At 51.0% G+C, this 23,841-nt stretch carries 23 protein-coding genes; 14 read left to right on the top strand and 9 right to left on the bottom strand.

Translation table 11 applies throughout. The features are described from left to right. Positions 1-66: 66 nt before the first annotated feature. From IQ217_RS04885 to IQ217_RS04875, 3 genes are all read right to left on the bottom strand, one after another. Complete coding sequence (locus tag IQ217_RS04885; protein WP_194019118.1) at positions 67-1,980, bottom strand: ribonuclease J; 1,914 nt, start codon at positions 1,978-1,980, stop codon at positions 67-69. A 679-nt stretch (positions 1,981-2,659) separates the two neighbouring features. After that, a complete protein-coding gene (gene dapA, locus IQ217_RS04880; protein WP_194019117.1) occupies positions 2,660-3,565 on the bottom strand; it encodes a 4-hydroxy-tetrahydrodipicolinate synthase in 906 nt (301 codons plus the stop codon). 60 nt (positions 3,566-3,625) lie between these two features. Then, positions 3,626-4,642: an aspartate-semialdehyde dehydrogenase gene (locus IQ217_RS04875; RefSeq protein WP_194019116.1), complete on the bottom strand. Its 1,017-nt coding sequence runs from the start codon at positions 4,640-4,642 to the stop codon at positions 3,626-3,628. Between the two features lie 541 nt (positions 4,643-5,183). Here IQ217_RS04875 and tig point away from each other — a divergent pair. The 6 genes from tig (at position 5,184) to IQ217_RS04845 (ending at position 12,421) form a co-directional block, all read left to right on the top strand. Next, complete coding sequence (gene tig, locus IQ217_RS04870; protein ID WP_194019115.1) at positions 5,184-6,602, top strand: trigger factor; 1,419 nt, start codon at positions 5,184-5,186, stop codon at positions 6,600-6,602. Between the two features lie 310 nt (positions 6,603-6,912). Next, positions 6,913-7,593 carry an ATP-dependent Clp endopeptidase proteolytic subunit ClpP gene (clpP, locus tag IQ217_RS04865; RefSeq protein WP_194016074.1) on the top strand — a complete coding sequence of 227 codons (681 nt, stop codon included), beginning with the start codon at positions 6,913-6,915 and terminating at the stop codon, positions 7,591-7,593. Between the two features lie 4 nt (positions 7,594-7,597). Next, positions 7,598-8,935: an ATP-dependent protease ATP-binding subunit ClpX gene (gene clpX, locus IQ217_RS04860; RefSeq protein WP_190595497.1), complete on the top strand. Its 1,338-nt coding sequence runs from the start codon at positions 7,598-7,600 to the stop codon at positions 8,933-8,935. Positions 8,936-9,124: 189 nt separating this feature from the next. Then, positions 9,125-9,583, top strand: a complete 459-nt coding sequence (locus IQ217_RS04855; protein ID WP_194019114.1) for a DUF29 domain-containing protein — start codon at positions 9,125-9,127, stop codon at positions 9,581-9,583. Positions 9,584-9,737: 154 nt separating this feature from the next. Further along, entirely contained in the window at positions 9,738-10,808 is a 1,071-nt protein-coding gene (locus IQ217_RS04850) for a potassium channel family protein (RefSeq protein WP_194019113.1), read from the top strand. Beyond that, a complete protein-coding gene (locus IQ217_RS04845; protein ID WP_194019112.1) occupies positions 10,805-12,421 on the top strand; it encodes an ammonium transporter in 1,617 nt (538 codons plus the stop codon). Before IQ217_RS04850 ends, IQ217_RS04845 begins: the two co-directional genes overlap by 4 nt. Positions 12,422-12,444: 23 nt before the next feature. On the opposite strand, the gene trpC is transcribed toward IQ217_RS04845, so the two are convergent. Further along, positions 12,445-13,332 (bottom strand): indole-3-glycerol phosphate synthase TrpC, encoded by an 888-nt coding sequence (gene trpC / locus IQ217_RS04840; RefSeq protein WP_194019111.1) that lies wholly within the window; start codon positions 13,330-13,332, stop codon positions 12,445-12,447. Between the two features lie 75 nt (positions 13,333-13,407). Between trpC and IQ217_RS04835 the strand changes: the two genes are divergently transcribed. The 6 genes from IQ217_RS04835 to rsgA all read left to right on the top strand — a co-directional run bounded on the left by IQ217_RS04835 (position 13,408) and on the right by rsgA (position 17,769). Continuing rightward, positions 13,408-13,629, top strand: a complete 222-nt coding sequence (locus IQ217_RS04835; protein ID WP_194019110.1) for a hypothetical protein — start codon at positions 13,408-13,410, stop codon at positions 13,627-13,629. Between the two features lie 122 nt (positions 13,630-13,751). Then, on the top strand, positions 13,752-14,624 hold the full coding sequence (locus IQ217_RS04830; RefSeq protein ID WP_194019109.1) for a 3'(2'),5'-bisphosphate nucleotidase CysQ family protein: 873 nt from the start codon (positions 13,752-13,754) through the stop codon (positions 14,622-14,624). A 17-nt stretch (positions 14,625-14,641) separates the two neighbouring features. Beyond that, the gene (locus IQ217_RS04825) at positions 14,642-15,145 is read left to right on the top strand and encodes a crossover junction endodeoxyribonuclease RuvC (protein ID WP_194019108.1); all 504 of its coding nucleotides are present in this window, start codon (positions 14,642-14,644) and stop codon (positions 15,143-15,145) included. A 106-nt stretch (positions 15,146-15,251) separates the two neighbouring features. Next, complete coding sequence (gene dnaJ, locus IQ217_RS04820) at positions 15,252-16,385, top strand: molecular chaperone DnaJ (protein ID WP_190595483.1); 1,134 nt, start codon at positions 15,252-15,254, stop codon at positions 16,383-16,385. Next, on the top strand, positions 16,382-16,636 hold the full coding sequence (locus IQ217_RS04815) for a sulfurtransferase TusA family protein (protein WP_194019107.1): 255 nt from the start codon (positions 16,382-16,384) through the stop codon (positions 16,634-16,636). Before dnaJ ends, IQ217_RS04815 begins: the two co-directional genes overlap by 4 nt. Before the next feature lie 17 nt (positions 16,637-16,653). Then, complete coding sequence (gene rsgA / locus IQ217_RS04810; RefSeq protein ID WP_194019106.1) at positions 16,654-17,769, top strand: small ribosomal subunit biogenesis GTPase RsgA; 1,116 nt, start codon at positions 16,654-16,656, stop codon at positions 17,767-17,769. Between the two features lie 64 nt (positions 17,770-17,833). Here the strand turns inward: rsgA and IQ217_RS04805 are convergent, their stop codons facing one another. Beyond that, positions 17,834-18,076, bottom strand: a complete 243-nt coding sequence (locus tag IQ217_RS04805; RefSeq protein WP_190595480.1) for a DUF4327 family protein — start codon at positions 18,074-18,076, stop codon at positions 17,834-17,836. A gap of 261 nt (positions 18,077-18,337) precedes the next feature. Here IQ217_RS04805 and glmU point away from each other — a divergent pair, with 261 nt between their 5' ends. Together glmU and hisG are read left to right on the top strand one after the other, a co-directional pair. Then, positions 18,338-19,708, top strand: coding sequence for a bifunctional UDP-N-acetylglucosamine diphosphorylase/glucosamine-1-phosphate N-acetyltransferase GlmU (glmU, locus tag IQ217_RS04800; protein ID WP_194019105.1), 1,371 nt, complete (start codon positions 18,338-18,340; stop codon positions 19,706-19,708). Between the two features lie 6 nt (positions 19,709-19,714). Further along, on the top strand, positions 19,715-20,347 hold the full coding sequence (hisG, locus tag IQ217_RS04795; protein WP_190595478.1) for an ATP phosphoribosyltransferase: 633 nt from the start codon (positions 19,715-19,717) through the stop codon (positions 20,345-20,347). Here hisG and IQ217_RS04790 read toward each other — a convergent pair. The 4 genes from IQ217_RS04790 to psbD form a co-directional block, all read right to left on the bottom strand. Continuing rightward, positions 20,344-20,622: a TMEM165/GDT1 family protein gene (locus IQ217_RS04790; protein WP_190595477.1), complete on the bottom strand. Its 279-nt coding sequence runs from the start codon at positions 20,620-20,622 to the stop codon at positions 20,344-20,346. The two genes, hisG and IQ217_RS04790, sit on opposite strands and share 4 nt — an antisense overlap. A 22-nt stretch (positions 20,623-20,644) precedes the next feature. Next, on the bottom strand, positions 20,645-21,955 hold the full coding sequence (locus tag IQ217_RS04785; protein ID WP_194019104.1) for an ATP-binding protein: 1,311 nt from the start codon (positions 21,953-21,955) through the stop codon (positions 20,645-20,647). Between the two features lie 18 nt (positions 21,956-21,973). After that, positions 21,974-22,561, bottom strand: a complete 588-nt coding sequence (locus tag IQ217_RS04780; RefSeq protein WP_010874075.1) for a ParA family protein — start codon at positions 22,559-22,561, stop codon at positions 21,974-21,976. A 122-nt stretch (positions 22,562-22,683) separates the two neighbouring features. Beyond that, complete coding sequence (gene psbD / locus IQ217_RS04775; RefSeq protein WP_010872429.1) at positions 22,684-23,742, bottom strand: photosystem II D2 protein (photosystem q(a) protein); 1,059 nt, start codon at positions 23,740-23,742, stop codon at positions 22,684-22,686. Between the last annotated feature and the right edge of the window lie 99 nt (positions 23,743-23,841).

Genomic DNA, 23,841 nt, shown 5'->3' with positions numbered 1-23,841 from the left:
ACCGGACTTACAAAGAAATTGGCCAGGGTCCAATGGATAGAACCCCAGCCAAAACCATACTGGATATTAGGAAGAAACAGAAGTAGTGGAGCGCTTGCGACTACGACGGTAAACCTTGGTGGCGCTGACCGGCTGGCCGCTAGGCTCGGCAGTGGTAACCACTTTTTTTTCCGGTTTAGCTTTCACTTTCGGTTCTGGGGTTTTAGTCAGAACCACTTTTTTACGGGGTGTTGGAGTGCTGGAAGCAACACTGATGCTTTGGGGTACCTGATCCAATTCGATGGGGGTGTCAGTTTGTAACATCAACAAGACCATGGGACTACTTTGCAGTTCCCGTTTGATTAGTCGTTGCAGACTGGACTCCAATTCTTTTTGCAAAGCATTCCAACTAACCTCCGTGGAGCCATTGGAACCATGGGTGAACTCTGACCACCGCTCTGTCAGGAAATTTTCGATGGTACGCACAATTAGTTCTTCCAACAATTTAGGCTGAATGGTCATCACCACGCCCCGACAATGGACTTCCGGATAGGCTAATAATGTACCAGTTTTGCTCAGGGCCGCTGCCACCGTCACCAAACCGTCTTCGGCCATTTGTTGCCGCTCCGCCATGGTGCTTTCGTGGACAATCCCCGCCTGATCCACCAATTCAATGCCGGAAGGCACTTGTCCCGCCACCCGGATCCGATCGCCGGTCAGTTCAATTACATCACCATTATTGACAATGACAATGTTTTCACTGGGAATGCCCTGGGCTTGGGCCATCTGGGAGTGTTTGACCAACATACGGTGTTCCCCGTGCACAGGCACAAAGAACTTGGGTCGGGTGAGGGCCAGCAACATTTTGTGTTCTTCCTGGGAAGCATGGCCAGAAACGTGGATGCCCTGGTGCTTACCGTAAATTACATTGGCCCCCTGCATCATCAGGCGATCGATGGTGTTGACCACCGCAATGGTATTACCGGGGATGGGATTGGCCGAAAAGACCACCGTGTCTCCCTGGCGAATCTTAATTTGGGGATGTTCTCCCTTGGAAATTCGGGTCATGGCCGCAAGGGGTTCCCCCTGGGATCCGGTGGTTAAAATTAACTGTTGTTGGTCCGGCAAATTGCGGGCCGCCTTCAAGGGCACAAATAAATTGTCTGGGCATTTGATGTAACCCAACTTACGGGCATGGGCAATGACATTGAGCATCGACCGTCCCACCACAGCCACTTTCCGCTGATGTTTTTGGGCCAAGCTGAGAATAATATTGACCCGGTGCACCGAAGAAGCAAAGGTGGTCACCATCAAACGACCTTCCGCCTGGGAGAAAACCCGGTCTAGGTTGGGAATAACGGAGGCTTCGGAGGGGGTGATACCCGGCACTTCCGCATTGGTGGAGTCGCTCAGTAAACAAAGCACGCCTTTTTCGCCATATTCCGCTACCTTTTGCAGGTCAAAAAATTCGCCATCAATGGGGGTATGGTCAATTTTAAAATCTCCACTGTGCATCACTACCCCCAGGGGCGTGTGGATGGCCAAACAGTAACTGTCGGCAATGGAGTGGGTATTGCGGATAAACTCCACCACAAAGGATTTACCCAAACGCACCATTTCCCGAGGGGAGACGGTTTGCAAATTGGTGCGCTCCAGCATGCCCGCTTCCTCCAGCTTGTCCCGCAGCAGGGCCATGGCTAGCCTGGGGCCGTAGATAATGGGAATGTCAAACTGCTTGAGGTGATAGGCAATGCCACCAATGTGGTCTTCGTGGCCGTGGGTAACCACCATGCCCTTGATCTTCTCGCGATTTTCCCTCAGATAGGTCATATCGGGCAGTACAACATTGACGCCATGCATGTCATCGGTGGGAAAAGCGAGCCCAGCATCGAGCAGTAAAATTTCATCGTCGTACTCAAAGACGCAGGTGTTTTTGCCAATTTCGTGCAGGCCACCAAGGGGAAGAATTTTAAGGGTAGGGGTTTGGGTATTCTTAGCCATAATGTAAATAAAAAAACGTTGTAATTTAGCTAGGGAAAATCAACAGTTGCGGCACAACTTGAAGAAATCAAAGAAAAAACTGAGGCTTGAGTAGAGCAAAAGTGGGGCTAAGTGACCAGCAAATGACCGATGCAATTCAATCTTTGGGTTAGTATTCCACCTTATTTCTTGGGGAATAGGGATGGGCAGAATCGAATTTTGGCAACGTCCCAGGGAGTGAATGTATTTGTGGTCTCTGAAGCCATTGGGGAGAGAGCAAACTCTAGTGCTGGAGGGCTGCAAGGAATACTGATTGGGAAAAACTTAGCTCATCCTGGACTCGGAAACTGTCGAAAATTGGAAGAAGACGCTAAAGCCGGTAGCTAATCGGTGTAATGAACTAGCTTGCATAGAGGATGGATTATCTATTCAGGTTTGGACGGAATTGAAAAACTTACTTCGCTCTTAAGTTCATGCCATTCTAGCACATACTCTCCAGATAAGTACCTATGCTGAGAAAAAAATAGAGAAATTATCAACATTGGGTTGGGTTTTAGCAATGGGGGTGATGGTAATTGATCAAAAATTATTGTGGTCCGTCATTGACATCCTCTGACTGCCATGACCAAGGTCAAGTTTCCCCCTTCATCCAGTCTATTTTCCTCCGGTTGACCCAACAGTTATCCCCGGCTTCTCTCCCCTAGGGAAGTAAGGCTAAATCCCTTAGTACGGCTTGTAGTTGTTCAGTGTGACTAGAGGACAGGGCACAGAGGGGGGGTCTGAAGGCTCCCACGGGCCAACCCTGGAGTCCTAGGGCCGTTTTGACCGGGATGGGGTTGGTGGCGCAGAAGAGAATTTTAAATAGGGGGATTAACTGCAGATGAATTTCGAGGGCTTGGGCCGTTGCTCCCTGGGCAAAGTTTTGCACCATGGTCTGGAGGCGATCGCCAACGAGATGGCTGGCCACGCTGACCACCCCGGCCCCTCCCACTGCCAAAAGGGGTAAAGTGAGCACATCATCCCCGGCATAGATAGCAAAATCCTCCGGGGTATGGGCCCGGATCAGGGAAGCCTGTTCCAAACTGCCGGTGGCTTCTTTGATGGCCACAATGTTTTCCACTTCCGCCAGACGATATACCGTTTCCGGAGCCAAATTTTGGCCCGTTCTACCGGGGATGTTATACAACATCATGGGCAACTCCGGGGCACAGCGGGCGATCGCCTGGAAATGGGCCAATAAACCTTCCTGGGGCGGTTTGTTATAGTAGGGCACCACTTGGAGGGAACCATCTACCCCCAACTTGGCCGCAATCTGGGTTGCTTCCATGGCCTCCCTGGTGCAGTTGGAGCCGGTGCCGGCAATGACGGAGCCCCGATCGCCGACGGTTTGTTTAACCACCCGAAACAGTTCATGTTCTTCCTCCCAGGAAAGGGTGGGGGACTCCCCCGTAGTGCCACAGACCACCAGGCCGTCACTGCCATGGGTAATAAGATGGTCAGCCAATTTTTCCGCTACCCCATAATCCACCCCGCCATCGGCATTAAAGGGGGTGACCATAGCAGTTAACACAGAGCCAAAGGGGGAAGCGTTCACAAAATCAGCCATAGACTATCTCAACGGAAAAAGGGCAACGGGTAAGTGACCATCGGTGGGTTTGGAAAAATTCTACAGCCAACCCCGCTCCACTAACAGTTCGGCAATTTGCACCGCATTGAGGGCCGCCCCTTTACGAATCTGGTCACCGCACAACCACAGGTCCAAACCATTGGGGTGGGAAATATCCTGGCGAATCCGCCCCACCAACACATCATCCTGGCCGGTAGCATCTATAGGCATAGGGAAATAATTTTTTTGCCAATCTTCCACCAGTTTTACCCCTGGGGCCTTGGCGATCGCCGTTTTGGCCAAATCCACCGGGAACGGCGTGGCAAATTCCAAGTTAACCGCTTCCGAGTGGGCCCGGAGCACCGGTACCCGCACACAGGTAGCCGTAATTCTGATCTCCTCGGCGGCGAAAATTTTCCGCGTTTCCTGCACCATTTTCATTTCCTCTTCACAGTAATGATTGTCTGTGATGGGGGAATTGTGGGGAAAGAGGTTAAACGCTAGGGGATAGGGCAAAATTTCGGCTTGGGGAGTTTTTCCTGCCAGGATATCCCGACTTTGGTGTTTGACTTCCTCCATGGCCATGGCCCCAGCCCCACTGGCGGACTGATAGGTGGCCACCACAATGCGTTGAATGGGTTGAATTTGGTGCAAGGGATAGATGGCCACCCCCATTAAAATTGTCGTGCAGTTGGGGTTGGCAATGATGCCTTGGTGATTTTGGGCCGCCTCGGGATTGATTTCGGGCACCACGAGGGGCACTTCCGGCACCATGCGAAAAGCGCTGGAATTATCCACCATCACCGCTCCAGCCTTGGTAATTTCCTCGGCCCAACGTTTGGAGGTGGAACCCCCTGCGGAGGCTAATACCAGGTCACAGTCTTTAAAAGCTGACCCGTCCACCACCTGGATCGGTAACTTTTCCCCCTGAAACTCCAGGGTTTTCCCCGCAGAACGGGGCGATGCTAACAGTTTCAAATCCGCCAGGGGAAAATTCCGGCTGGCCAGTAGCTCCAGTAATTCTGTGCCAACGGCCCCAGTGGCCCCCAGGATGGCAACGCGTATCGGTGATGGCAAGGCTTACTCCTCCAGTAGCTAATCAGGATCAAAAGATGGACAAGGTGCTCAGACAGTGGCATTAAGCTCAATTAAACCGCTCAATCCAGCCAAGTTGGTCAAAGTCATTGGGGCAAAAAATCAGCAAGATAAAGAAAAAATAGGTTGTGGCGCAGGGCATTTCCCGGTAAACAGCAAGGCCATTATTGAATTGTCCAGCTAGAAAAATTATTGATTTTGCCCAATTCGTTCAAACCGGTCTGGGGGGCCACCATGGAAGAAAGAATTACCCATGGAACAATGGGCCCGGCGGGAAAAGATTCTTGCCCTAGGGAAAAATGGCACCCGGCTTATATTATGATCAATTGGGTTGACCGCCACAGGTCTTCCCCGAGTCATTGCGTTGCGGGGCTAGAAGGGAAACATTTCCCTCGGTCTAAGTGAACCTAGCATAGCACGGGTAGAAGGGCCCACAGACCAATTTCTGTAGTCCTTCCCAGCCCTCCAGGGGTGAACTTAGTGCCCACTGCCCCCATTGTTTCACCATCGAGATTTCCCATCAATGAAAGTTACCCAGGAAAAATTGCCAGATAGTCAAGTTGGGCTAGAAATTGAGATTCCCGCCACAGCGTCGAAAAAGGTTTACGAGAACGTCGTCAAAAAGTTAACCCGCACCGTTAATATTCCTGGGTTCCGTCGGGGTAAGGTGCCCAGGGCCATTGTGATCCAGCGTTTGGGACAAAGCTACATTAAGGCCACGGCCATTGAAGAGTTGATCGACGACAGTATTAAGGCGGCTGTCAAGCAAGAGGAATTGCCCATCATCGGCAATTTTTCCCTGCGCTCGGACATGGAGAACTTGATCCAGACCTTCGACCCCGATGCGCCCCTCACCATTAAAGTGGCGGCGGATGTGTTCCCCGAAGCGGAGTATGAGGCGGAGAGCTATAAAAAAATCACCGCCCAGGCGGAAGAAATTGAGTATAGTGCCGATGCTGTTGACCAGTGGCTCAAGGGAGAACAGGAAAAACGGGCTACCCTAGTGCCGGTGGAAGATCGCCCTGCGGCCCTGGGAGACGTGGCCATTGTGGACTATGCCGCTTTTGAAGTGGCGGAAGATGGCCAAGCCGGAGAGGCGATCGCCGAAGTGAAGGGTTCCGATTTTGAAGTGGCCCTGGAAGAAGGTCGTTTTGTTACCGGCATTGTGGATGGCATTGCCGGCATGGCGATCGACGAAACCAAGCTCATTCCGGTTACTTTTCCTGAGGACTACCCCCTAGAAGCGGTGGCCGGGGAAGACGTGCTGTTTGAAATTAAGCTCAAGGAAATTAAATTCCGGGAACTACCCGAATTGGACGATGACTTTGCTGAAGATGTCAGCGAGTTTGAAACCATGGACGAACTGAGGGCAGATCTGGAGAAGCAATTCCAGGACCAGGCCAAACAGCGCACCGATGACAATATTAAAGCCGCCATTAAGCAAAAATTGGGGGAACTGTTCACCGGGGATTTACCGGAAACCATGATCAAACAGGAGTGCGATCGCCTGGTGGCCCAAACCGCCATGGAATTAGAACGCATGGGTCTGGATGTTTCCCAGCTCTTCCGCCAAGGGGATGATATGCTCCAAACCCTCAAGGACAATTCCCGCCCGGAGGCGATCGCCAACCTGAAAACCCAACTGATGATAGGGGCTATTGCTAGGGAAGAAAAAATTGAGCCCACCGAAGCGGAAATCAAGGAACGCTGTGACGAACTCCGTCGGGAATTCAAGGGAGAAAAAATCGACGAATCCCGGCTGGTAAACTTTGTGGAAAGTTCCCTCACAGAAAGTAAAGTGCTGGATCTGCTCAAAGAATGGGCCACCATCGAACTATTGCCCGAAGGTAGCCTCAGCCCAACGGAGGAAGATGCCCCAGATGACGACGATGCAGAGGGGGAAGCCGTTGTTGACGTGGAAGCAAGCTCCGATGAGGAGTAACGAGGAGTAACCCATTGCCCCCACTCAGCCTTGGGGTGTCAGGTGCCATACCGGGCCTCCGCAAACTAGAGGAGAAATGTCCGGAATAGGTAAATTGACAGGGCAGATTAACCCCCTGCCCTCCCTGCCCTAGGACGGTAAACCCCCAAGGCTCAAGTCAATCTAGGTAAGATGAGACCATGTCAGCAACAAAGTTGAGTTAACCTAAAGCAAAGCAAGGAAAAATCTTTTCTTTCCCCCACCCTTGGACGCTAGTTTAATCGCCGTCCGCTTTTTTCTTAATTTCCCCTACCTTCTCCGTACCTAACCCATGGTCAACTCCCGTTCTCCCTACCGTTCCCCCCTCAGCACCCTAGGGGGCAATAACATCCAAAGCGTTGTTCCCATGGTGGTGGAACAGTCTGGCATGGGGGAGCGATCCTTCGACATTTACTCCCGTCTGCTGAGGGAAAGAATTATCTTTTTGGGCACCCCCGTGGACGACCAAGTGGCGGACTCCATTGTGGCCCAGCTACTATTCTTGGACGCAGAGGACCCGGAAAAAGATATCCAACTCTACATCAACTCCCCGGGAGGCTCGGTCTATGCGGGATTGGCTATCTATGACACCATGCAACAGATCCGCCCCGATGTGGTCACCATCTGTTTTGGGCTAGCCGCCAGCATGGGAGCCTTTTTGCTTTCCGGTGGCTGTAAAGGAAAACGCATGGCTTTGCCTAGTTCCCGTATCATGATCCACCAACCCCTAGGGGGAGCCCAGGGTCAAGCAGTGGAAATTGAAATTCAGGCCAGGGAAATCCTGTACATCAAACACCGTCTTAACACTATGTTGGTGGAACACACTGGCCAACCCATGGAGAAACTCCAGGAAGATACGGAAAGGGATTTCTTTATGTCTGCGGAGGAAGCAAAGGAGTATGGCCTCATCGACCAGGTAATTTACCGCCCCAACCTTCCCGATCCCACTACCCCCGTCACCTCCCTCGGTTAGTTTTATGCCCAAATACGACTCCCATCTGAAATGTTCCTTTTGTGGCAAATCCCAGGAGCAAGTCCGCAAATTAATTGCTGGCCCTGGTGTATATATTTGTGACGAGTGTGTGGAACTCTGTAACGATATTTTAGATGAGGAGTTGTTGGATGTTCCCCCTGCCACAGTTGGGGACAGGGAAGGGGGAGGCCAAAAGCCGAAAAAATCTAGCCAGCCCCGCCGCCGCCTCACCCTAGAGGAATTACCCAAGCCCACGGCGATCAAACAGTACTTGGATGAGTATGTGATTGGCCAAGATGAGGCCAAAAAGGTACTTTCCGTTGCTGTTTATAATCATTACAAACGCTTAAACTTGCTGGAGCGCAATCAGGAAGCGGATCCCGGCGAGGCGGTAGAATTACAAAAATCGAATATCCTCCTGGTGGGGCCCACGGGCTCCGGTAAAACCCTGCTAGCCCAAACCCTGGCGAAGATTTTAGAAGTACCCTTTGCTGTGGCCGATGCCACTACCCTGACGGAAGCGGGCTACGTGGGGGAGGATGTGGAAAATATTTTGTTAAGACTCCTCCAGGTGGCGGATTTGGATGTGGAGGAGGCCCAGCGGGGCATTATTTACATTGATGAAATTGATAAAATTGCCCGCAAAAGTGAAAATCCCTCTATCACTAGGGATGTGTCGGGGGAAGGGGTACAGCAGGCTTTGCTGAAAATGTTGGAAGGAACGGTGGCCAATGTGCCGCCCCAGGGAGGCAGAAAGCATCCCTACCAGGATTGTATTCAAATTGATACTAGCAATATTCTCTTCATCTGTGGTGGTGCTTTTGTTGGCTTAGAAAAGGTAATCGAACAAAGGTTTGGTAAAAAATCCATGGGCTTTGTGCGGCCAGGGGAGGGACCCAGCAAGGAAAAGCGTACCGCCGATGTGCTCCGTCAAGCAGAACCCGACGATTTAGTCAAATTTGGTCTGATTCCCGAGTTTATCGGCCGGATTCCGGTGATGGCTTGCCTTAATCCCCTGGATGAGGATGCCCTAATTGCTATTTTGACCCAGCCCCGCAATGCCATTGTTAAACAATATCAAACCCTATTGGGCATGGACCATGTCGAGTTGGATTTTCAACCCGATGCGGTGCGAGCGATCGCCACGGAGGCCCACCGTCGTAAAACCGGGGCGAGGGCGTTACGGGGCATTGTGGAGGAATTAATGCTGGACGTGATGTACGAACTGCCTTCCCGGGAGGATTTGACCCATTGCTTGATCACGAGGGAAATGGTGGAAAAACGTTCTACGGCGGAATTGTTGCTCCACCCCTCTTCCTTACCTAAACCGGAATCTGCCTAGGTTTCCACCAGTCTTGGGGCATTAAAAAATTTACTGACATCGATAGAGGTAATGGCTAAAATACCGAGTAGCCCGCAACTTCGACAGTCATTATTGTTACTTCCTTAAATAGTAGTTTGTAACTAAAAACCCAGCTAATTATCCCCAAGGTCTTGCATTTTTCCAAGATTTGAATCCGGAGTTGGTGTCATGTCTAGCACTGTTTTAAAACCAACAACTCTCTATGAGGTTGATTACTTACTTTGGACTGAAGAAATAATCTCCAAACTTAAAGCCAGGGATTTTGAATATTTAGATGTGGAAAACTTAATTGAGGAAATTGAGGATTTGGGGCGATCGCAAAAGCGAGAACTGAGACAGCGCTTGGCTACTTTGCTGGAGCACTTACTCAAGCGAATTTATGTGGGTATGCCCCAAGAATATAATGGTTGGGAGCGGACCATCCGAGAACAGCGCCGCCAGATTAGGTTTGAAATTAAAGCCTCCCCCAGTCTGAAATCAATTTGGGAGCAGTCCTTTGATTTAGCTTGGGAATTTGCCTTAGAAACGGTTCGTGATGACTATGCCGAGTTTAATTTTCCTGACTTGTGGCCATGGGAGTCTGACATTGACACCGTCTTGACAGTTAACTTTTGGGAAATTGAGTAAATTCTCCATAATCCTAGCTACTCTCGTGACAAAGGGGAATTGGGAATTTAGTGTCCCTCGCCACAATTTTCCAGGTCAGGGTTGATAAACTGCCTATACGGACGGTGTTTTTCTGTCCCTAGGCTTTGCTGATCGCCGTTTGTTCCGTTTAACTATGCAGAATTCCAATCAACGGCTCAAGCTGGGGGTATTGTTTTTCGCTGTCACCCTAGTTTTGGCCACTTTGGGCTACATCTGTTTTGGTTGGACAACGACGGAAGCGGTGTACATGGTGGTAATTACCGTTTTTGGGGTGGGCTATGGGGAAGTACGTCCCCTCACAACGCCGGCGGAAAGGTTATTCACCATGGGGGTTATCCTAGCGGGCACCACCTCTGCGGTCTATATTGTCGGAGCATTTGTGCAAATGGTGACGGAGGGAGAAATCCATCGGGCTTTGGGGAATCAACAACGGCAACGGCAAATTGCCAACTTGACTGACCACACGATTATTTGCGGTTTTGGGCGCATGGGGCAGGTCTTGGCAAAGCAATTGAAGCAGTCCGGTTTGCCCTTTGGCATCATTGATAATCAACCAAGCCAAGTGGCGATCGCCGAATCCTTGGGTTATCTGGCCCACTGTGGGGATGCCACCAGGGAAGAACAACTGCAAATGCTGGGGGTAATGAAAGCCCAAACCCTAGCCACCGTATTACCGGAAGATGCCACCAACGTTTTTATTACCCTGACCGCCCGGGAACTTAACGCCCGTTTGACCATTTTAGCCCGGGGGGAAATTCCCGAAACAGAGAGAAAATTGCGGCTCGCCGGGGCAGACCAAGTGATTTTACCCCTCACAGTGGGGGCCATTCAGATGGCGGATTTAATCACCCAGTCAAATCGCCGGGATTTTCTCCATCGGCCCGATGAACGGGGCTTTTTAAATGATCTGTTGGCCAGCGTAGAAGTGCAAATGGACGAATTAATTGTGGCGCCGGATTCCCCCGCCATGGGTCGTACCATTATGGAAATGGAAGTCCGCAGTAAGGGAGCTTTCATTGTCATTGCCCTACGACGGGCTGACGGTAGTACTATTCTCCATCCCCACCCTTCCCAAATTTTGAACGAGAACGACACCATAATTGTCATCGGCCATCGTTCCGAAATTCCCCGCTTTGCCGAACAGTATCAGTTTAAGCGCAAACAACTCAAAGCCCGTTGGCAAGAGGCGGCCCTGACACCATGACCTCCATCGATACACTCTGGGTCTTGCTCTGTGCTGGCTTAGTATTCTTTATGCAAGCTGGTTTTATGTGTTTGGAGTCGGGGCTAACCCGTTCCAAAAATAGTATTAACGTCGCCATTAAAAACTTTGCTGATTTTGGTATTTCCGTTGCTCTTTTTTGGGCATTTGGCTTCAGCATTATGTTTGGACTATCCCAGGGGGGTTGGTGGGGAGAGGGCTATAACTTTGTCAGTGTCGGCGAGAAGCCATCCTTAGCGGTCTTTTTTCTTTTCCAAGCCATGTTCTGTGGCACTGCCACCACTATTATTTCCGGGGCGGCGGCGGAACGGCTTAAATTTTCCGCTTATCTGTTGGTGGCCGGTCTAGCCTCTGGGCTAATTTATCCCCTCTTTGGTGGCTGGGCGTGGAATGGCCTGGCCACAGCGGCGGGCATCGAAACCATGGGGGGATGGCTAGAAAATTTAGGATTTCGGGATTTTGCTGGCTCCACCGTAGTTCATAGCGTCGGGGCCTGGGTGGGTTTGGCCACTATTTTGGTAGTCGGTCCCCGCCAAGGTCGTTTTCCTAAAACTGGCAAAGCCGCAAAAATTCAGGGCTCCAATATGCCCTTTTCCGTTCTCGGCACCTTAATTCTTTGGTTCGGCTGGTTGGGCTTCAATGGGGGCAGCACTCTTGCACTAACTCCCGCAGTGCCGGGCATCATCGTCAACACCGTGTTGGCCGGGGTAGGGGGCATGTTGATGGCAGGGTTGATCAGTCTACTCCAAGACAAAATGATCCAGGTGGAACCCCTGATGAACGGTTCCCTGGCTGGGTTGGTGGCCATTACCGCCGGGGCCAACGTGGTCATCACTCCGATTGCCATAGTGATTGGGGCTACGGGAGCGGCGATCGCCCACTTAGTAGGCAGACAAATGTTGCACTGGGGAGTGGATGATGCGGTGGATGCGGTGGCGGTCCATGGCGGGGCTGGGGTCTGGGGCACCCTTTGTGTGGGTCTATTTGGTCAATTAGCGTTGGTGGATACAGGACTGAATCGTTGGCAACAATGCGGAGTACAAATATTGGGTGTTGGTATTTGTGCGTTCTTGGCCTTTGGCTCAGCCTGGGTAGTTTTAACCTTTCTGAACCGGGTTTTCAGCCTACGCATCTCTCCGGAGGACGAGGAAATTGGTTTAAACGTGTCCGAACACCAAGCCACCACAGAAACCTACGAACTTTTTCAGGTGATGGACCGCCAGGCTAAAACCCATGATTTGAGTTTGCGGGTGCCGGTCAATCCCTTCACTGAAGTGGGGCACATTGCCGGCCGCTATAACCAAGTGATGGATGCCTTTGAAGTTCGCCATCACCGCAGTGTGGAGGACTTAGCCCAAATTTATTACGTTACAGCAGCGATCGCCGCCGCCATTGAAAATAACAGTTTTAAAGCCGACCAGTTGGGGTTGGAGGAAGTCACTAATCGAGCCGATGAATTGGGGGCGTTGGCCAGAACCATTCAACAAATGGCGGAAATGCTCCAGCAGAGAGACCAAGAACTGATCGCCGTTAAACAGCAATTGGTGCTCCAGCAACAAAAACAACAAAATGGCAACATTGGCACCACGGATTGATGCTTCCAGGCAATGGGGGAAAGTTAAACTTCACCATACAAAGCGGCGATCGCCTGTTGGGGGTCTGGTTGTTTCACCAGGGATTCTCCCACCAACACGGCCCGGGCTCCAGCCTGCTGTAATCTTTGCAAATCGGCTAACTCATAAATGCCGGATTCACTCACTAAAGTAATGCTTGCTTGGGTTAATTGCTCCCGTCGTTGGGCAAAAAGCTCCTCTGTGGTTTGCAGATCAACGGTGAAGTTTTGCAAATTACGGTTATTAACCCCGATTAGTTGCACCCCTTCCAGGGCCAACACCCGGTCCATTTCCTCCAGGGTGTGGACTTCCACCAGGGCAGCCATGCCCAGACCTTGGATAATTTTGAGGAAATAAGGTAAATCCTTATCACTGAGAATGGCGGCAATTAACAACACCGCATCGGCCCCCCGGCTCCGGGCTAGATAAATTTGGTAGGGGTAAATAATAAATTCCTTACACAGCAGGGGTAACTGCACCGCTGAGCGCACCAGTTGCAAATTTTCAAAACTGCCCTGGAAAAATTTCTCGTCCGTCAACACCGACAAACAGTTTGCCCCACCCGCTTCATAGGCCTTGGCGATTGCCACTGGGTCAAAATCAGCCCGAATAATGCCCTTACTGGGGGAAGCTTTTTTCACTTCTGCAATTAAAGCCGGTTGACGCTGGCTCTGGCGTAATGCTCCGACAAAATCCAAAGGAGCAGCCATGTCCTTAACCAAACTCTGGAGTTTGACCAAGGGCACCAATTCCCGCCGTTGGGCCACTTCCTTTTCCTTGTGCCAGACAATCTCCTCCAGAATGTGCCGGGGAGCCGCCTCTGGATGCTTAATTTGGTATTGGAGAATGTCAACGTTAATGGGGGGATTGGGAGGACGGCGACGAATTTCCATAAATTGCAGTCAATGCGAGGGATTATGTTGCTGGCTAGATGGTGAAACTAATCTAGTCCGATCTTAGATAGTAGGATGGAATTGTTAATTTTGTCGGCAGTGCCCCGCTGGTTGACGGCATCAGTTCACTTTCAACACTATTCTTTCAAATCCCAACCCCATCCCGTGCCCCCTTTCTGGAGCGATTACGAAAAAGTACTTTTACGGATTGTGCTCACCAGCTTAACGGCCCTGCTCGTATTATTCTGCCTTTGTCTGGGCTACCGTTTGGTTCGTTTCACCCTACTGGGATTTTGACAAAGCCCGCTCCAGGGGCTTAGGGCAAGGGTAAACTTACTGAGGAAATCCAATCCAAGCTGAAGTTGATCCTTTGGGCTACACTACTGGTTTGATTTTCGCTTCCACTGCATTTACTTTATATGGCCCATAGCGACCTGTTACCCAACCTTGATTCCTGTTTAACTACTCTCCGCACCGTCGGTTGGGGGGCCATGGCAATCCTCCAGTCCTACTACAACGGCGATAATCAGACTAATTTAAATGCCAACGAGGATAAACAGGATGGCCCGGTTACGGCGGCGGATTTGGCGGCTAACAAATATATTTTAGCTACCCTGCAGGAGACCTTTAGCCCAGAGGAATTTGGCTATCTGAGCGAAGAAACTCATCAGGGCAACGAGCCATTACCCCAGGATTGGGTCTGGATCATTGACCCCCTCGACGGCACCAGGGATTTTATTGATAAAACCGGGGAATATGCTCTACACATTGCTCTGACCTATCGCCAGCGGCCGGTCTTAGCCTTGGTGGGTATGCCAGAGGCAGAAAAGCTTTACTACGCCGTCCAAGGCCAGGGTTGTTTTCGGGAGACCAAAGCAGGGGAAGTGACTCGGTTGCAAGTAACCTCTAAATCGGATTCTAGCCCCTTAACCCTAGTGGTGAGCCGTAGCCATCGGGACCAACGTTTTCAGGATTTGATTGACCGCTTACCCTTTGGCGATCGCCATTATGTGGGCAGTGTGGGCTGTAAAATCGTCACCATTTTGGAGGGACAAAGCGATGTGTACATTTCCCTCTCTGGTAAATCCGCCGCTAAGGATTGGGACTTTGCGGCCCCGGAATTAATTCTCACCGAAGCAGGGGGCAAGTTTACCTATTTTGACCAAACCCCTGTGGTATATAACCGGGGAGACGTGCGGCAATGGGGCGGCATCATGGCCACTAACGGTTCTCGCCATGGAGCTTTGTGTGAACAAGCGGTGCAAATTTTGGCCCAGTTGGACCAGGGATAACAATTGAGCAATGAGTAATGAACCATAGTGAGGCCACCCAACGTTGGCTCGGTATTGATCCTGGTTTGGCCATTATTGGTTGGGCTATTCTGGATGGTCAACCGGATCTATCTGCCCAACTGGTGGACTACGGCATCATCGAAACATCCAAGCACCTCAGCACCCCGCAACGGCTGGTGGAAATTGAGAAAGATATTCACGCCCTATTGGAAGAATTTTCTCCCCAGGCGATCGCCATGGAAATGCCTTTTTTTAGTAGGCAAATCAAAGCGGCCGGGGGCGTAATGCAGGCCTTGGGGGTGATCAACCTGGTTATTTACCGAGAAAAGAGCATTCACCCCGTCTTTTTGCACCAATCCAGTTGGAAATGCCATCTGGGCAACGGTAAAGCCAATAAAGCCGAGGTGGCCGCCATGGTGCAAAATTTTTTTGGTCTGGAGGATCTGCCCATTGATGACAGTGTGGATGCCATTGCCATTGCCCTGGCTGGACTAAACGGAGTCCGCAACGAGATCAATTAAGGTACGGAGGTGGGGATTTCTGGGCAACCATGTAGGGGCGAGAGTTTGCTACAGTAAACACTACAGAAGCCTTGTCAATTATTGTTAAGCAAAACATCGACGCATTATGCCTGGGGATTATTACCAAACGCTCGGAGTGACGCGGGATGCCAATAAAGATGAAATCAAACGAGCCTACCGTCGGTTAGCCCGCAAATATCATCCTGACGTTAATAAAGAACCAGGAGCAGAGGAAAAATTTAAAGAAATTAACCGGGCCTACGAAGTCCTCTCCGAGCCGGAAATTCGTCAGCGCTACGACCAATTTGGCGAAGCAGGGGTCAGCAGTGGCGGCGCCCAGGGCTTTGATGTGGGCAATATGGGAGACTTTGCCGACATCTTTGAAACCATTTTTGGTGGCTTCGGTGGCGGCATGGGTGGCCAACAACGGGGTCGTCGCCGGGCTAATGGCCCCACCAGGGGGGATGACCTCAGGCTCGATTTACAGTTAACTTTCCAAGAAGCTATTTTTGGTGGCGAAAAAGAAATTCGCATTCCCCACCTGGAATCCTGTCAGGTCTGTGAAGGCACTGGCGCTAAACCGGGTACCGGAGTTAAAACCTGTGGCACCTGTAACGGCGCTGGCCAGGTCCGCCGGGCTACCCGCACTCCTTTTGGTAGTTTTGCCCAGGTTTCCACCTGTCCCACCTGCAACGGCACCGGGGAAGTGATTGAAGAAAAATGCGAAGCCTGCAACGGAGTCGGTCGTAAACAGGAAACGAAAAAGCTCAAAATTACCATCCCCGCTGGGGTAGACGATGGTACCCGTCTGCGGGTGGGCAAAGAAGGGGATGCCGGTCTACGGGGCGGCCCCGCCGGGGATCTATACGTCTTTCTGATGGTGGAAACAGATAAGAACTTTGTCCGGGAAGGGATGAATATTCGTTCCAACTTGGAAGTGAGTTATCTCCAAGCTATTCTCGGTTGTCGTTTGGAAGTGGACACGGTGGATGGTAAAGCGGAGCTGACTATTCCGGCCGGCACCCAACCCAACACCGTATTGACCCTAGAAAATAAAGGGGTGCCCAAATTAGGCAACGCCACCATCCGGGGAGACCATCTAATTACCATTAAGGTACAGATTCCCACCCGCATTAACTCCGAAGAACGGGAACTGCTGGAACGGCTGGCCACCATTAAGGGTGAGAGCCATGGCAAAGGAGGCTTGGAAGGATTTTTAGGGGGACTATTCCATAAATGAGCCAGGACAATGAACCAATTTTGCTAGATCTGCGGGGCACTCCCTGTCCGATTAACTTTGTCCGCACTAAGCTCAAACTGGCCCAGATGGCCCCAGGACAATGCCTGGAAGTCTGGCTGGATGGGGGAGAGCCGGTGGAGCAGGTGCCCCATAGCCTGGAATTGGAGGGCTATACAGAACAATCCCTACGGGCACTGAAGGGAGAATCAGCCTATTGTTTGACCATTACCGTTCCGGTGGCAGTTCCCTAGGGGGCTAGGGGTTAACAATGACCAAAGCGACGGATGACGGCACGGTTATTGCTGTTCAAGCTAACTACTATTGGGTGCGTTTGCGGAATGTGACTGCCCAGCCACTGCTCTGCACCCGCCGTACCCGTCTGAAAAAAGTAGGGCAAAAGGTCATGGTGGGGGATCAAGTCCGGGTGGAATTACCTCCTTCCTTGCTATTACAGAGTCAAGGTAAGGCGACGGAAGTGCCCATGGTGGCCGAGGGGGATTTAGGGGCGATCGCCAAAGTTTATCCCCGCCGCACGGTGTTGGAACGGCCGCCGGTGGCCAATGCGGAACAAATTTGTTTAGTCTTTGCCCTCACCGATCCTCCCTTGGAAGAATGGCAGTTGAGTCGATTCCTGGTGCAAGCGGAAGCCACTGGGTTGGAAATTAGCCTTTGCCTCAATAAACAGGATCTGGTGGAGGAAACAGAGGTTAAATTCTGGGGCGATCGCCTAACTAATTGGGGCTATACACCGATCATCCTCAGCGTGCAAAATTGCTGGGGCGTGGAAAAATTACAAGCAAAATTAAAACACCGTATTAGCCTCATGGCTGGCCCCTCTGGCGTGGGCAAATCCAGTCTGATCAACCTGCTGGTGCCAGGGGTGGAGCAACAGGTGAAAAAAGTATCGGGCAAATTGCGCAAAGGCCGCCACACCACTCGCCATGTGGAACTATTCGACCTCCCCGCCGGGGGACTACTGGCGGATACCCCAGGCTTCAACCAACCAGACTTGGCCGTTGAGCCGGCCCAACTAATTCATCTCTTTCCTGAAGCCCGCCAGCAATTGACAGGGCGAGAATGTTTTTTTAAAGACTGTCTCCATCGAGGGGAACCGGACTGTGCTGTGGGGCAAGACTGGGAGCGCTATGACCATTACTTAGCCTTCCTCGAGGAAGTTCTGGCCCAGCAAAATCCCGAACAGCCCAAGGAAGCGGACACAGGTTTGAAAACTAAAACTGGCAGTGATGGCCAAAAGTATGATGAGCCGAAATTAGAGACTAAAAAATACCGTCGCCATTCCCGTCGCCAGGAGCATCAAGAACTCCAGAGTTTCTGTGAGCAAACGGATTTAGATAATTTGCAGGAGGACTGGGACTGGGAATAGACCGGGACGTTAAGCCCAGAAGAAGTGGAGTACTAAATTAAAAACCATAACCAAAACCAATCAATTAATCATTTTCCCAACATTCGGAGGACATCAAGTCACCAATCTGATCCCGCAGTAAATAGTCATTTCTTTCTAACTCACATTCCACACAGACCCATTCCCGGGCAGGAATATACTGACAGAGGACATAAATCGGTTGGTGACGACTCACCGTGCCCCGCTCCACTAACAGGCGGGCTTCATCCTTGAGCATATTGATATCGTAGTCGAAGGAGGAAAGGGGAGTTAAAGTTGCAGTACTCATAGAAAGTCACCAAAATTCGGAGATCGAAACCTACACACAACTATAACCTAACCCCAAATACAAACAAAGGGGGGCTTTGCTGTATTATCTATTACAATTCTTTGCTCTCCCGTATAAATACCTAATTTTTCTAGGCTTTGGGCAACCATAAAATTTTTGTTAAGGTTTTGCCGATGGTTCTTGGTTGGCAGTTTTGTGGCTGAATTTGCCTTGCCCCAATCACGATATACTCAATGGCGATGATCAGGACAGAAAACCATTATGGTGGCGGTTGCAGTGTTAGCAGCGGGGAAGGGCACCCGCATGAAATCGGATTTACCCAAAGTGCTCCATCAATTGGGGGGCTACAGTTTGGTGGAAAGGGTATTGCAAAGTTGCCGTCCCCTCACCCCCGAGAGACAAATATTGATTGTGGGTTATCAGGCCGCCGCGGTGGAATCTTCCTTGGCCGGGCGATCGGACGTGGAATTTGTGGAGCAAAAGGAACAATTGGGCACTGGCCACGCCATTCAGCAGTTACTGCCTTGCCTCGAGGGCTACCAAGGGGATTTGTTGGTGCTCAACGGCGATGCCCCCCTACTGCGGTCGGCAACTTTGGAAAATTTGATTGCCACCCACCAACGCCATGGCAATGCGGCCACCCTGCTCACAGCCCATTTACCAGACCCAAAGGGCTACGGCCGGGTATTTTGTAATGGGGATAATCGGGTGACGCAAATTGTCGAAGACCGGGATTGTAATGCAGCCCAACGACAAAACCATCGGGTGAATGGGGGCATTTATTGTTTTCACTGGCCCCGGTTAGCCGCGGCTCTGCCCAAATTGTCGGCCAACAATGATCAACAGGAATATTACCTGACAGAAGTGGTGGACTACCTAGACCAGGTGATGGCGGTGGATGTGGATGATTATTTGGAAATTAACGGCATCAATGACCGCAAACAGTTGGCGGCGGCCAATGATATTTTGCAAAATCGCATCAAGGATGACTGGATGGCCCAAGGCATTACTTTGATAAATCCTGATAGCATCACCATTGACGATACGGTGGTGCTGGAGGCGGATGTGATCATTGAACCCAACACCCACCTGCGGGGTAAAACGGTCATCGGTCGGGGTAGTCGCATTGGCCCGGGTAGTTTGATCGAGGATAGTACCATCGGATCTAATTCTTTCGTTCTATTTTCCGTGGTCAGCCAGAGTCAGGTTGGGGATGGTTGTCGCCTTGGCCCCTATAGCCACATTCGGGGAGAAGCGGATATTCAAGCCCAATGTCGCATTGGTAATTTTGTCGAAGTCAAAAAATCTGTCATTGGCGCCCAAACTAATGTGGCCCACCTCAGTTATCTGGGGGATGCGCTACTTGGGGAGCGGGTCAATGTGGGGGCCGGTACCATTACCGCTAATTATGACGGGGTGAGTAAGCATGCCACGGTGATTGGTAGTGGCACTAAAACGGGGGCCAATAGTGTCTTTGTGGCCCCGGTGCAGGTGGGGGAAGGGGTAACGGTGGCAGCGGGATCGGTGATCAATCGGGATGTGCCGGCGGGATCTTTGGCGATCGCCAGGCCGCGGCAACGTATCATTGATAATTGGCAAGTGCCCCCAGCCCCGCAGTCGGGTCAATCTTAAATTGTTATGCTCACCATTGCTTTACCGAAAGGCTCGTTGTTGCGGGATAGTATTGACCGTTTCCAGCAAATTGGCCTAGATTTTTCTGCTTTCCTCGAACCCAAAAACCGTCAGCTACAAATTGTTGATCCCACCCATCGGGCCAAGGCTTTGTTGGTGAGAGCTTGGGATGTGCCGGTGTATGTGGAATATGGCCAGGCCCAGTTGGGCATTGTGGGCTATGACATTCTGCGGGAAAAAAAACCAGCGGTGGCCCAGTTGGCGGATTTAAATTTTGGGGGCTGTCGTCTTTCGGTGGCGGTGCCCCAAGCGAGTCCCTATCGGCGATCGGTGGATTTACCGCCCCATGGCCGGGTGGCTTCTAAGTTTGTCCATTGTGCGTTGGAGCATTTCCGTCGTTTGGATTTACCAGTGGAGATTATTCCCCTCTACGGTTCGGTAGAGTTGGGACCCATCACGGGCATGTCGGAAGCTATTGTGGATTTAGTTTCCACTGGCCGCACTCTCCAGGAAAATGGTTTGGTGGAAATTGAAGTTTTGTTCGACAGTAGTGCCCGGCTCATTGCCCATCCCCTTAGTTATCGGGTGAATGGCGATCGCCTGTTGGATTGGGTGGAAAAATTACGGTCGGTGATCTAATCTTCTTGGTCGGGCCACAGTAAACGCAGGGCCATAACGGTAAAACCCAGAGCAGCCAATGCTTTGAGTAGCTTAGTAGGCAAAAACTGGGCTAGACTACCCCCCGCTAATACCCCCAGAAAACTAGCTAAAATCAACGCTGTGACGGAACCGAAAAATACGGCCCGGGGAGATTTGGCACTGCCCCCTAAGGCGATCGCCGCCAACTGACTTTTGTCGCCAATTTCCGCCAAAAAAACGGTAATAAAACTCAGACCAAATAGTTGCCAATCCATAGTGATGTCAAAACAGGAAATGTTAAGGGGAAGTTAATCCTTGTTCGCCGATTAAATAATCCACAAACTGCCTGGCTGTGCGGCCCGATCGCCCATTATGACGGGTAGCCCATTGCTTCGCCCGAAAATCTAACTCCGTTGCCGGCAAGTTAAGCTGCGCTTGTTTGGCCAGGTGATGTACTATCGCCAAATAGGTGTCCTGGTTAGCCGGCGGAAAAGTTAGAGTCAAGCCGAAACGATCACTGAAAGATAATTTTTCCTGCACCGTATCCCAAGCCTGTACTTCATCAGCATCCTGGGGCGAAGGGCGATCGCCAAAAAATTCTCGGATTAAATGACGGCGGTTACTGGTGGCATAAATGACCACATTGGCGGGTCGGGCGACCAGATCACCTTCCAACACAACCTTTAAACTTTTGAAACGTTCATCCTCCTCTTCAAAGGAGAGATCATCGACAAAAATGATAAATTTCTGCGGATAGCTGCGTAATTTTTCCACCAATAAAGGCAGGGTAATCAAATCCCGTGGAGACACTTCCACCAAGCGCAAACCCCGATCGCCATACTGATTAACCAAGGCCTTAACCAAGGAAGATTTACCACTGCCCCGACTGCCATAGAGCAACACATTTAGCGCCGGCAGTCCCTGCAATAGACACTGGGTATTTTGACAAAGGACTTTTTGAGGCTCATCATAACCCACTAAATCCGCCAATTGAACACCATCAATTTGGGGTACCCCCTGTAGGTTTTCCCCCTGCCAACGAAAAGCCCGGTAATGGGCCACGGCCCCCACGCCTTTGTGCCGATAATGGCCCACCAGATAAGCCAAATTGTCTCCCCATTTTTGGTCGCTTTCTGCGGGAAAGGTCATTTGGTTGGGCACCTGCCAAGCCTTTAACGCCACTGGGGTTTGGGAAGCAATAATTACCCACTGCAAAATCTGTTCTGGTGGGCATTGATACACCATTTGGATCAAATTCAGATCGTGGCGAGCCGCATCCTGCAAACTAGTTGGCAATTGGGCCAATTCTTCCCTCTGCACCCGCACACTAAATGGGTTTTCATCCTCCAACAGGCGATCGAGCAAAAAATCCTGCCAACTTTGACCCACCTCCGCCAAATGACGAAACCATGCCCCATAGGCTTGCAGACAAACTGTGGCTTCCGGCTTTTGGTTAGTCCCATTGTGGTGCAAACAGCGCAACAAATCTAGAAAAGCCTCCCCAATGGGATGGTCGAAAATACCTTGGTATAGCAACAGGCTCGAAACCTGATGGTACAAAGCTTTACTGGATGTGGCCAGTAGGGGGGTAGGGTAGGGAACCGTCATCAAATATCGTGCCAAAGTCTAGGGTAAAATTTCCCGGCCCACCGCTTTATAGCGACCCCAGGCCAAATGGGAACGGGGATCGACGTAATCTCGAATAATTACCCCCGACTGGGAAGCCCGCTCAAAGGCCACCAATAGGGGAATTTCCGTTGTGAACAGAGGTAAATTTTCCGCCTGCAATAACTGCCTTGCCTCTCGACCACTACGGGTACGGGCATCTACCTTGGTTAACAAAATTTTGTAGTTAACCTTGAGGGATGCCAACTGCTCCGCCGCCTTTAAAGTGGCATCCAAATCCAAGTGATTGGGGGTGGTGGGAATAATCAACAGATCGCTCCCCTCCGCCAAATCCCGAAACTCATCCAATTCCGGCATGGCCCTGGTGTCCACCACAATGTGGGGATATTTACGAATTAACGCCGTGGAGCCCGCCTGGGAAGCAACGTAGAAAGGTAATTTCTCTTCCCTGGCCCAAATCAACGCCGAACGGTTACGGTCCGCATCGATCAGCAATGTTTGATCCTTTTGTTGCAGATAGGCCGCCAGGTGGACAGCGGTGGTAGTTTTCCCAACGCCCCCTTTGAGGGCAGTGATGGCAATAATCATCGGCTAGGGCAAAAGAAAAAGGAGAGCGGTAACACTCTCCCAACTTTAGCTAATTGCTGATGTTTTGCTCAATTAGTTTTGTTTTTTAGCCATTTTTCGAGTGACGACTGTTTTACAAAACCTTAGAGAGCATTACCCCGGGGTAGTACTTCCTCAGGGAAGATAAAGTTTTCATGGGGTTGATCTTGGGGAGCCATCCAGGCGCGCATCCCTTCGTTCAACAAAATGTTTTTTGTATAAAACGTTTCAAATTCCGGGTCTTCCGCTGCCCGTAGTTCCTGGGAGACGAAGTCATAGGCCCGTAGGTTCAAGGCTAAACCAACGATACCCACGGAACTCATCCACAGACCAGTTACCGGCACAAACAACATGAAGAAGTGCAACCACCGTTTGTTGGAGAACGCAATACCGAAAATCTGAGACCAGAAACGGTTAGCGGTCACCATAGAATAGGTTTCTTCTGCTTGGGTGGGTTCAAATGCCCGGAAAGTGTTGGAATCTTCCCCATCTTCAAACAGGGTGTTTTCCACCGTGGCACCGTGAATGGCACACAATAGAGCGCCGCCCAAAATTCCTGCTACTCCCATCATGTGGAAGGGGTTCAAGGTCCAGTTGTGGAACCCTTGCAGGAACAAAATGAACCGGAAGATTCCCGCTACCCCAAAGCTGGGGGCGAAGAACCAACTGGATTGTCCCAGGGGGTACATCAAAAAGACGCTGACAAACACCGCAATGGGACCAGAAAAGGCGATGGCGTTGTAGGGACGAATACCCACCAGACGGGAAATTTCGAACTGACGCAGCATAAAGCCAATCAGACCGAAGGCACCGTGGAGGGCAACGAAGGGCCACAAACCACCAATTTGGAACCAGCGGGTCAGGTTACCTTGGGCTTCAGGCCCCCAGAGGAACAGGAGGGAATGGCCGAAGGCATCGGCGGGGGAAGATACCGCCACGGTCAGGAAGTTAGCTCCTTCTAGATAGGAACTGGCTAGACCGTGAGTGTACCAGGAAGTAACGAAGGTGGTGCCGGTTAGCCATCCCCCCAGGGCCATGAAGGCACAGGGGAAGAGCAGTAAACCAGACCAACCAATAAATACGAAACGATCACGCTTTAGCCAATCGTCGAGGACATCAAACCATCCTCTTTCGACTGGGGCGCGTCCGACTGCAATGGTCATGGCGCAAAATCTCCAAATAATAATTACGAAGGAAAATTTTCTCTCCCGATCTCCGACCCATGGTTTTGCCCGTCGTTGGGAGCAAAAATGAGAAAGAAC

It is taken from the genome of Synechocystis salina LEGE 00031, from assembly GCF_015207985.1.
Lineage (GTDB): Bacteria > Cyanobacteriota > Cyanobacteriia > Cyanobacteriales > Microcystaceae > Synechocystis > Synechocystis salina.
This window is presented reverse-complemented; position numbering and strand designations above follow the sequence as displayed.

Coding starts and splice junctions, on each gene's coding strand:
- IQ217_RS04885 (WP_194019118.1), bottom strand. CDS start 1,980: ATGGCTAAGAATACCCAAACCCCTACCCTTAAAATTCTTCCCCTTGGT.
- dapA (WP_194019117.1), bottom strand. CDS start 3,565: ATGGCTGATTTTGTGAACGCTTCCCCCTTTGGCTCTGTGTTAACTGCT.
- tig (WP_194019115.1), top strand. CDS start 5,184: ATGAAAGTTACCCAGGAAAAATTGCCAGATAGTCAAGTTGGGCTAGAA.
- clpP (WP_194016074.1), top strand. CDS start 6,913: ATGGTCAACTCCCGTTCTCCCTACCGTTCCCCCCTCAGCACCCTAGGG.
- clpX (WP_190595497.1), top strand. CDS start 7,598: ATGCCCAAATACGACTCCCATCTGAAATGTTCCTTTTGTGGCAAATCC.
- IQ217_RS04855 (WP_194019114.1), top strand. CDS start 9,125: ATGTCTAGCACTGTTTTAAAACCAACAACTCTCTATGAGGTTGATTAC.
- IQ217_RS04850 (WP_194019113.1), top strand. CDS start 9,738: ATGCAGAATTCCAATCAACGGCTCAAGCTGGGGGTATTGTTTTTCGCT.
- IQ217_RS04845 (WP_194019112.1), top strand. CDS start 10,805: ATGACCTCCATCGATACACTCTGGGTCTTGCTCTGTGCTGGCTTAGTA.
- trpC (WP_194019111.1), bottom strand. CDS start 13,332: ATGGAAATTCGTCGCCGTCCTCCCAATCCCCCCATTAACGTTGACATT.
- IQ217_RS04835 (WP_194019110.1), top strand. CDS start 13,408: ATGGAATTGTTAATTTTGTCGGCAGTGCCCCGCTGGTTGACGGCATCA.
- IQ217_RS04830 (WP_194019109.1), top strand. CDS start 13,752: ATGGCCCATAGCGACCTGTTACCCAACCTTGATTCCTGTTTAACTACT.
- IQ217_RS04825 (WP_194019108.1), top strand. CDS start 14,642: ATGAACCATAGTGAGGCCACCCAACGTTGGCTCGGTATTGATCCTGGT.
- dnaJ (WP_190595483.1), top strand. CDS start 15,252: ATGCCTGGGGATTATTACCAAACGCTCGGAGTGACGCGGGATGCCAAT.
- IQ217_RS04815 (WP_194019107.1), top strand. CDS start 16,382: ATGAGCCAGGACAATGAACCAATTTTGCTAGATCTGCGGGGCACTCCC.
- rsgA (WP_194019106.1), top strand. CDS start 16,654: ATGACCAAAGCGACGGATGACGGCACGGTTATTGCTGTTCAAGCTAAC.
- IQ217_RS04805 (WP_190595480.1), bottom strand. CDS start 18,076: ATGAGTACTGCAACTTTAACTCCCCTTTCCTCCTTCGACTACGATATC.
- glmU (WP_194019105.1), top strand. CDS start 18,338: ATGGTGGCGGTTGCAGTGTTAGCAGCGGGGAAGGGCACCCGCATGAAA.
- hisG (WP_190595478.1), top strand. CDS start 19,715: ATGCTCACCATTGCTTTACCGAAAGGCTCGTTGTTGCGGGATAGTATT.
- IQ217_RS04790 (WP_190595477.1), bottom strand. CDS start 20,622: ATGGATTGGCAACTATTTGGTCTGAGTTTTATTACCGTTTTTTTGGCG.
- IQ217_RS04785 (WP_194019104.1), bottom strand. CDS start 21,955: ATGACGGTTCCCTACCCTACCCCCCTACTGGCCACATCCAGTAAAGCT.
- IQ217_RS04780 (WP_010874075.1), bottom strand. CDS start 22,561: ATGATTATTGCCATCACTGCCCTCAAAGGGGGCGTTGGGAAAACTACC.
- psbD (WP_010872429.1), bottom strand. CDS start 23,742: ATGACCATTGCAGTCGGACGCGCCCCAGTCGAAAGAGGATGGTTTGAT.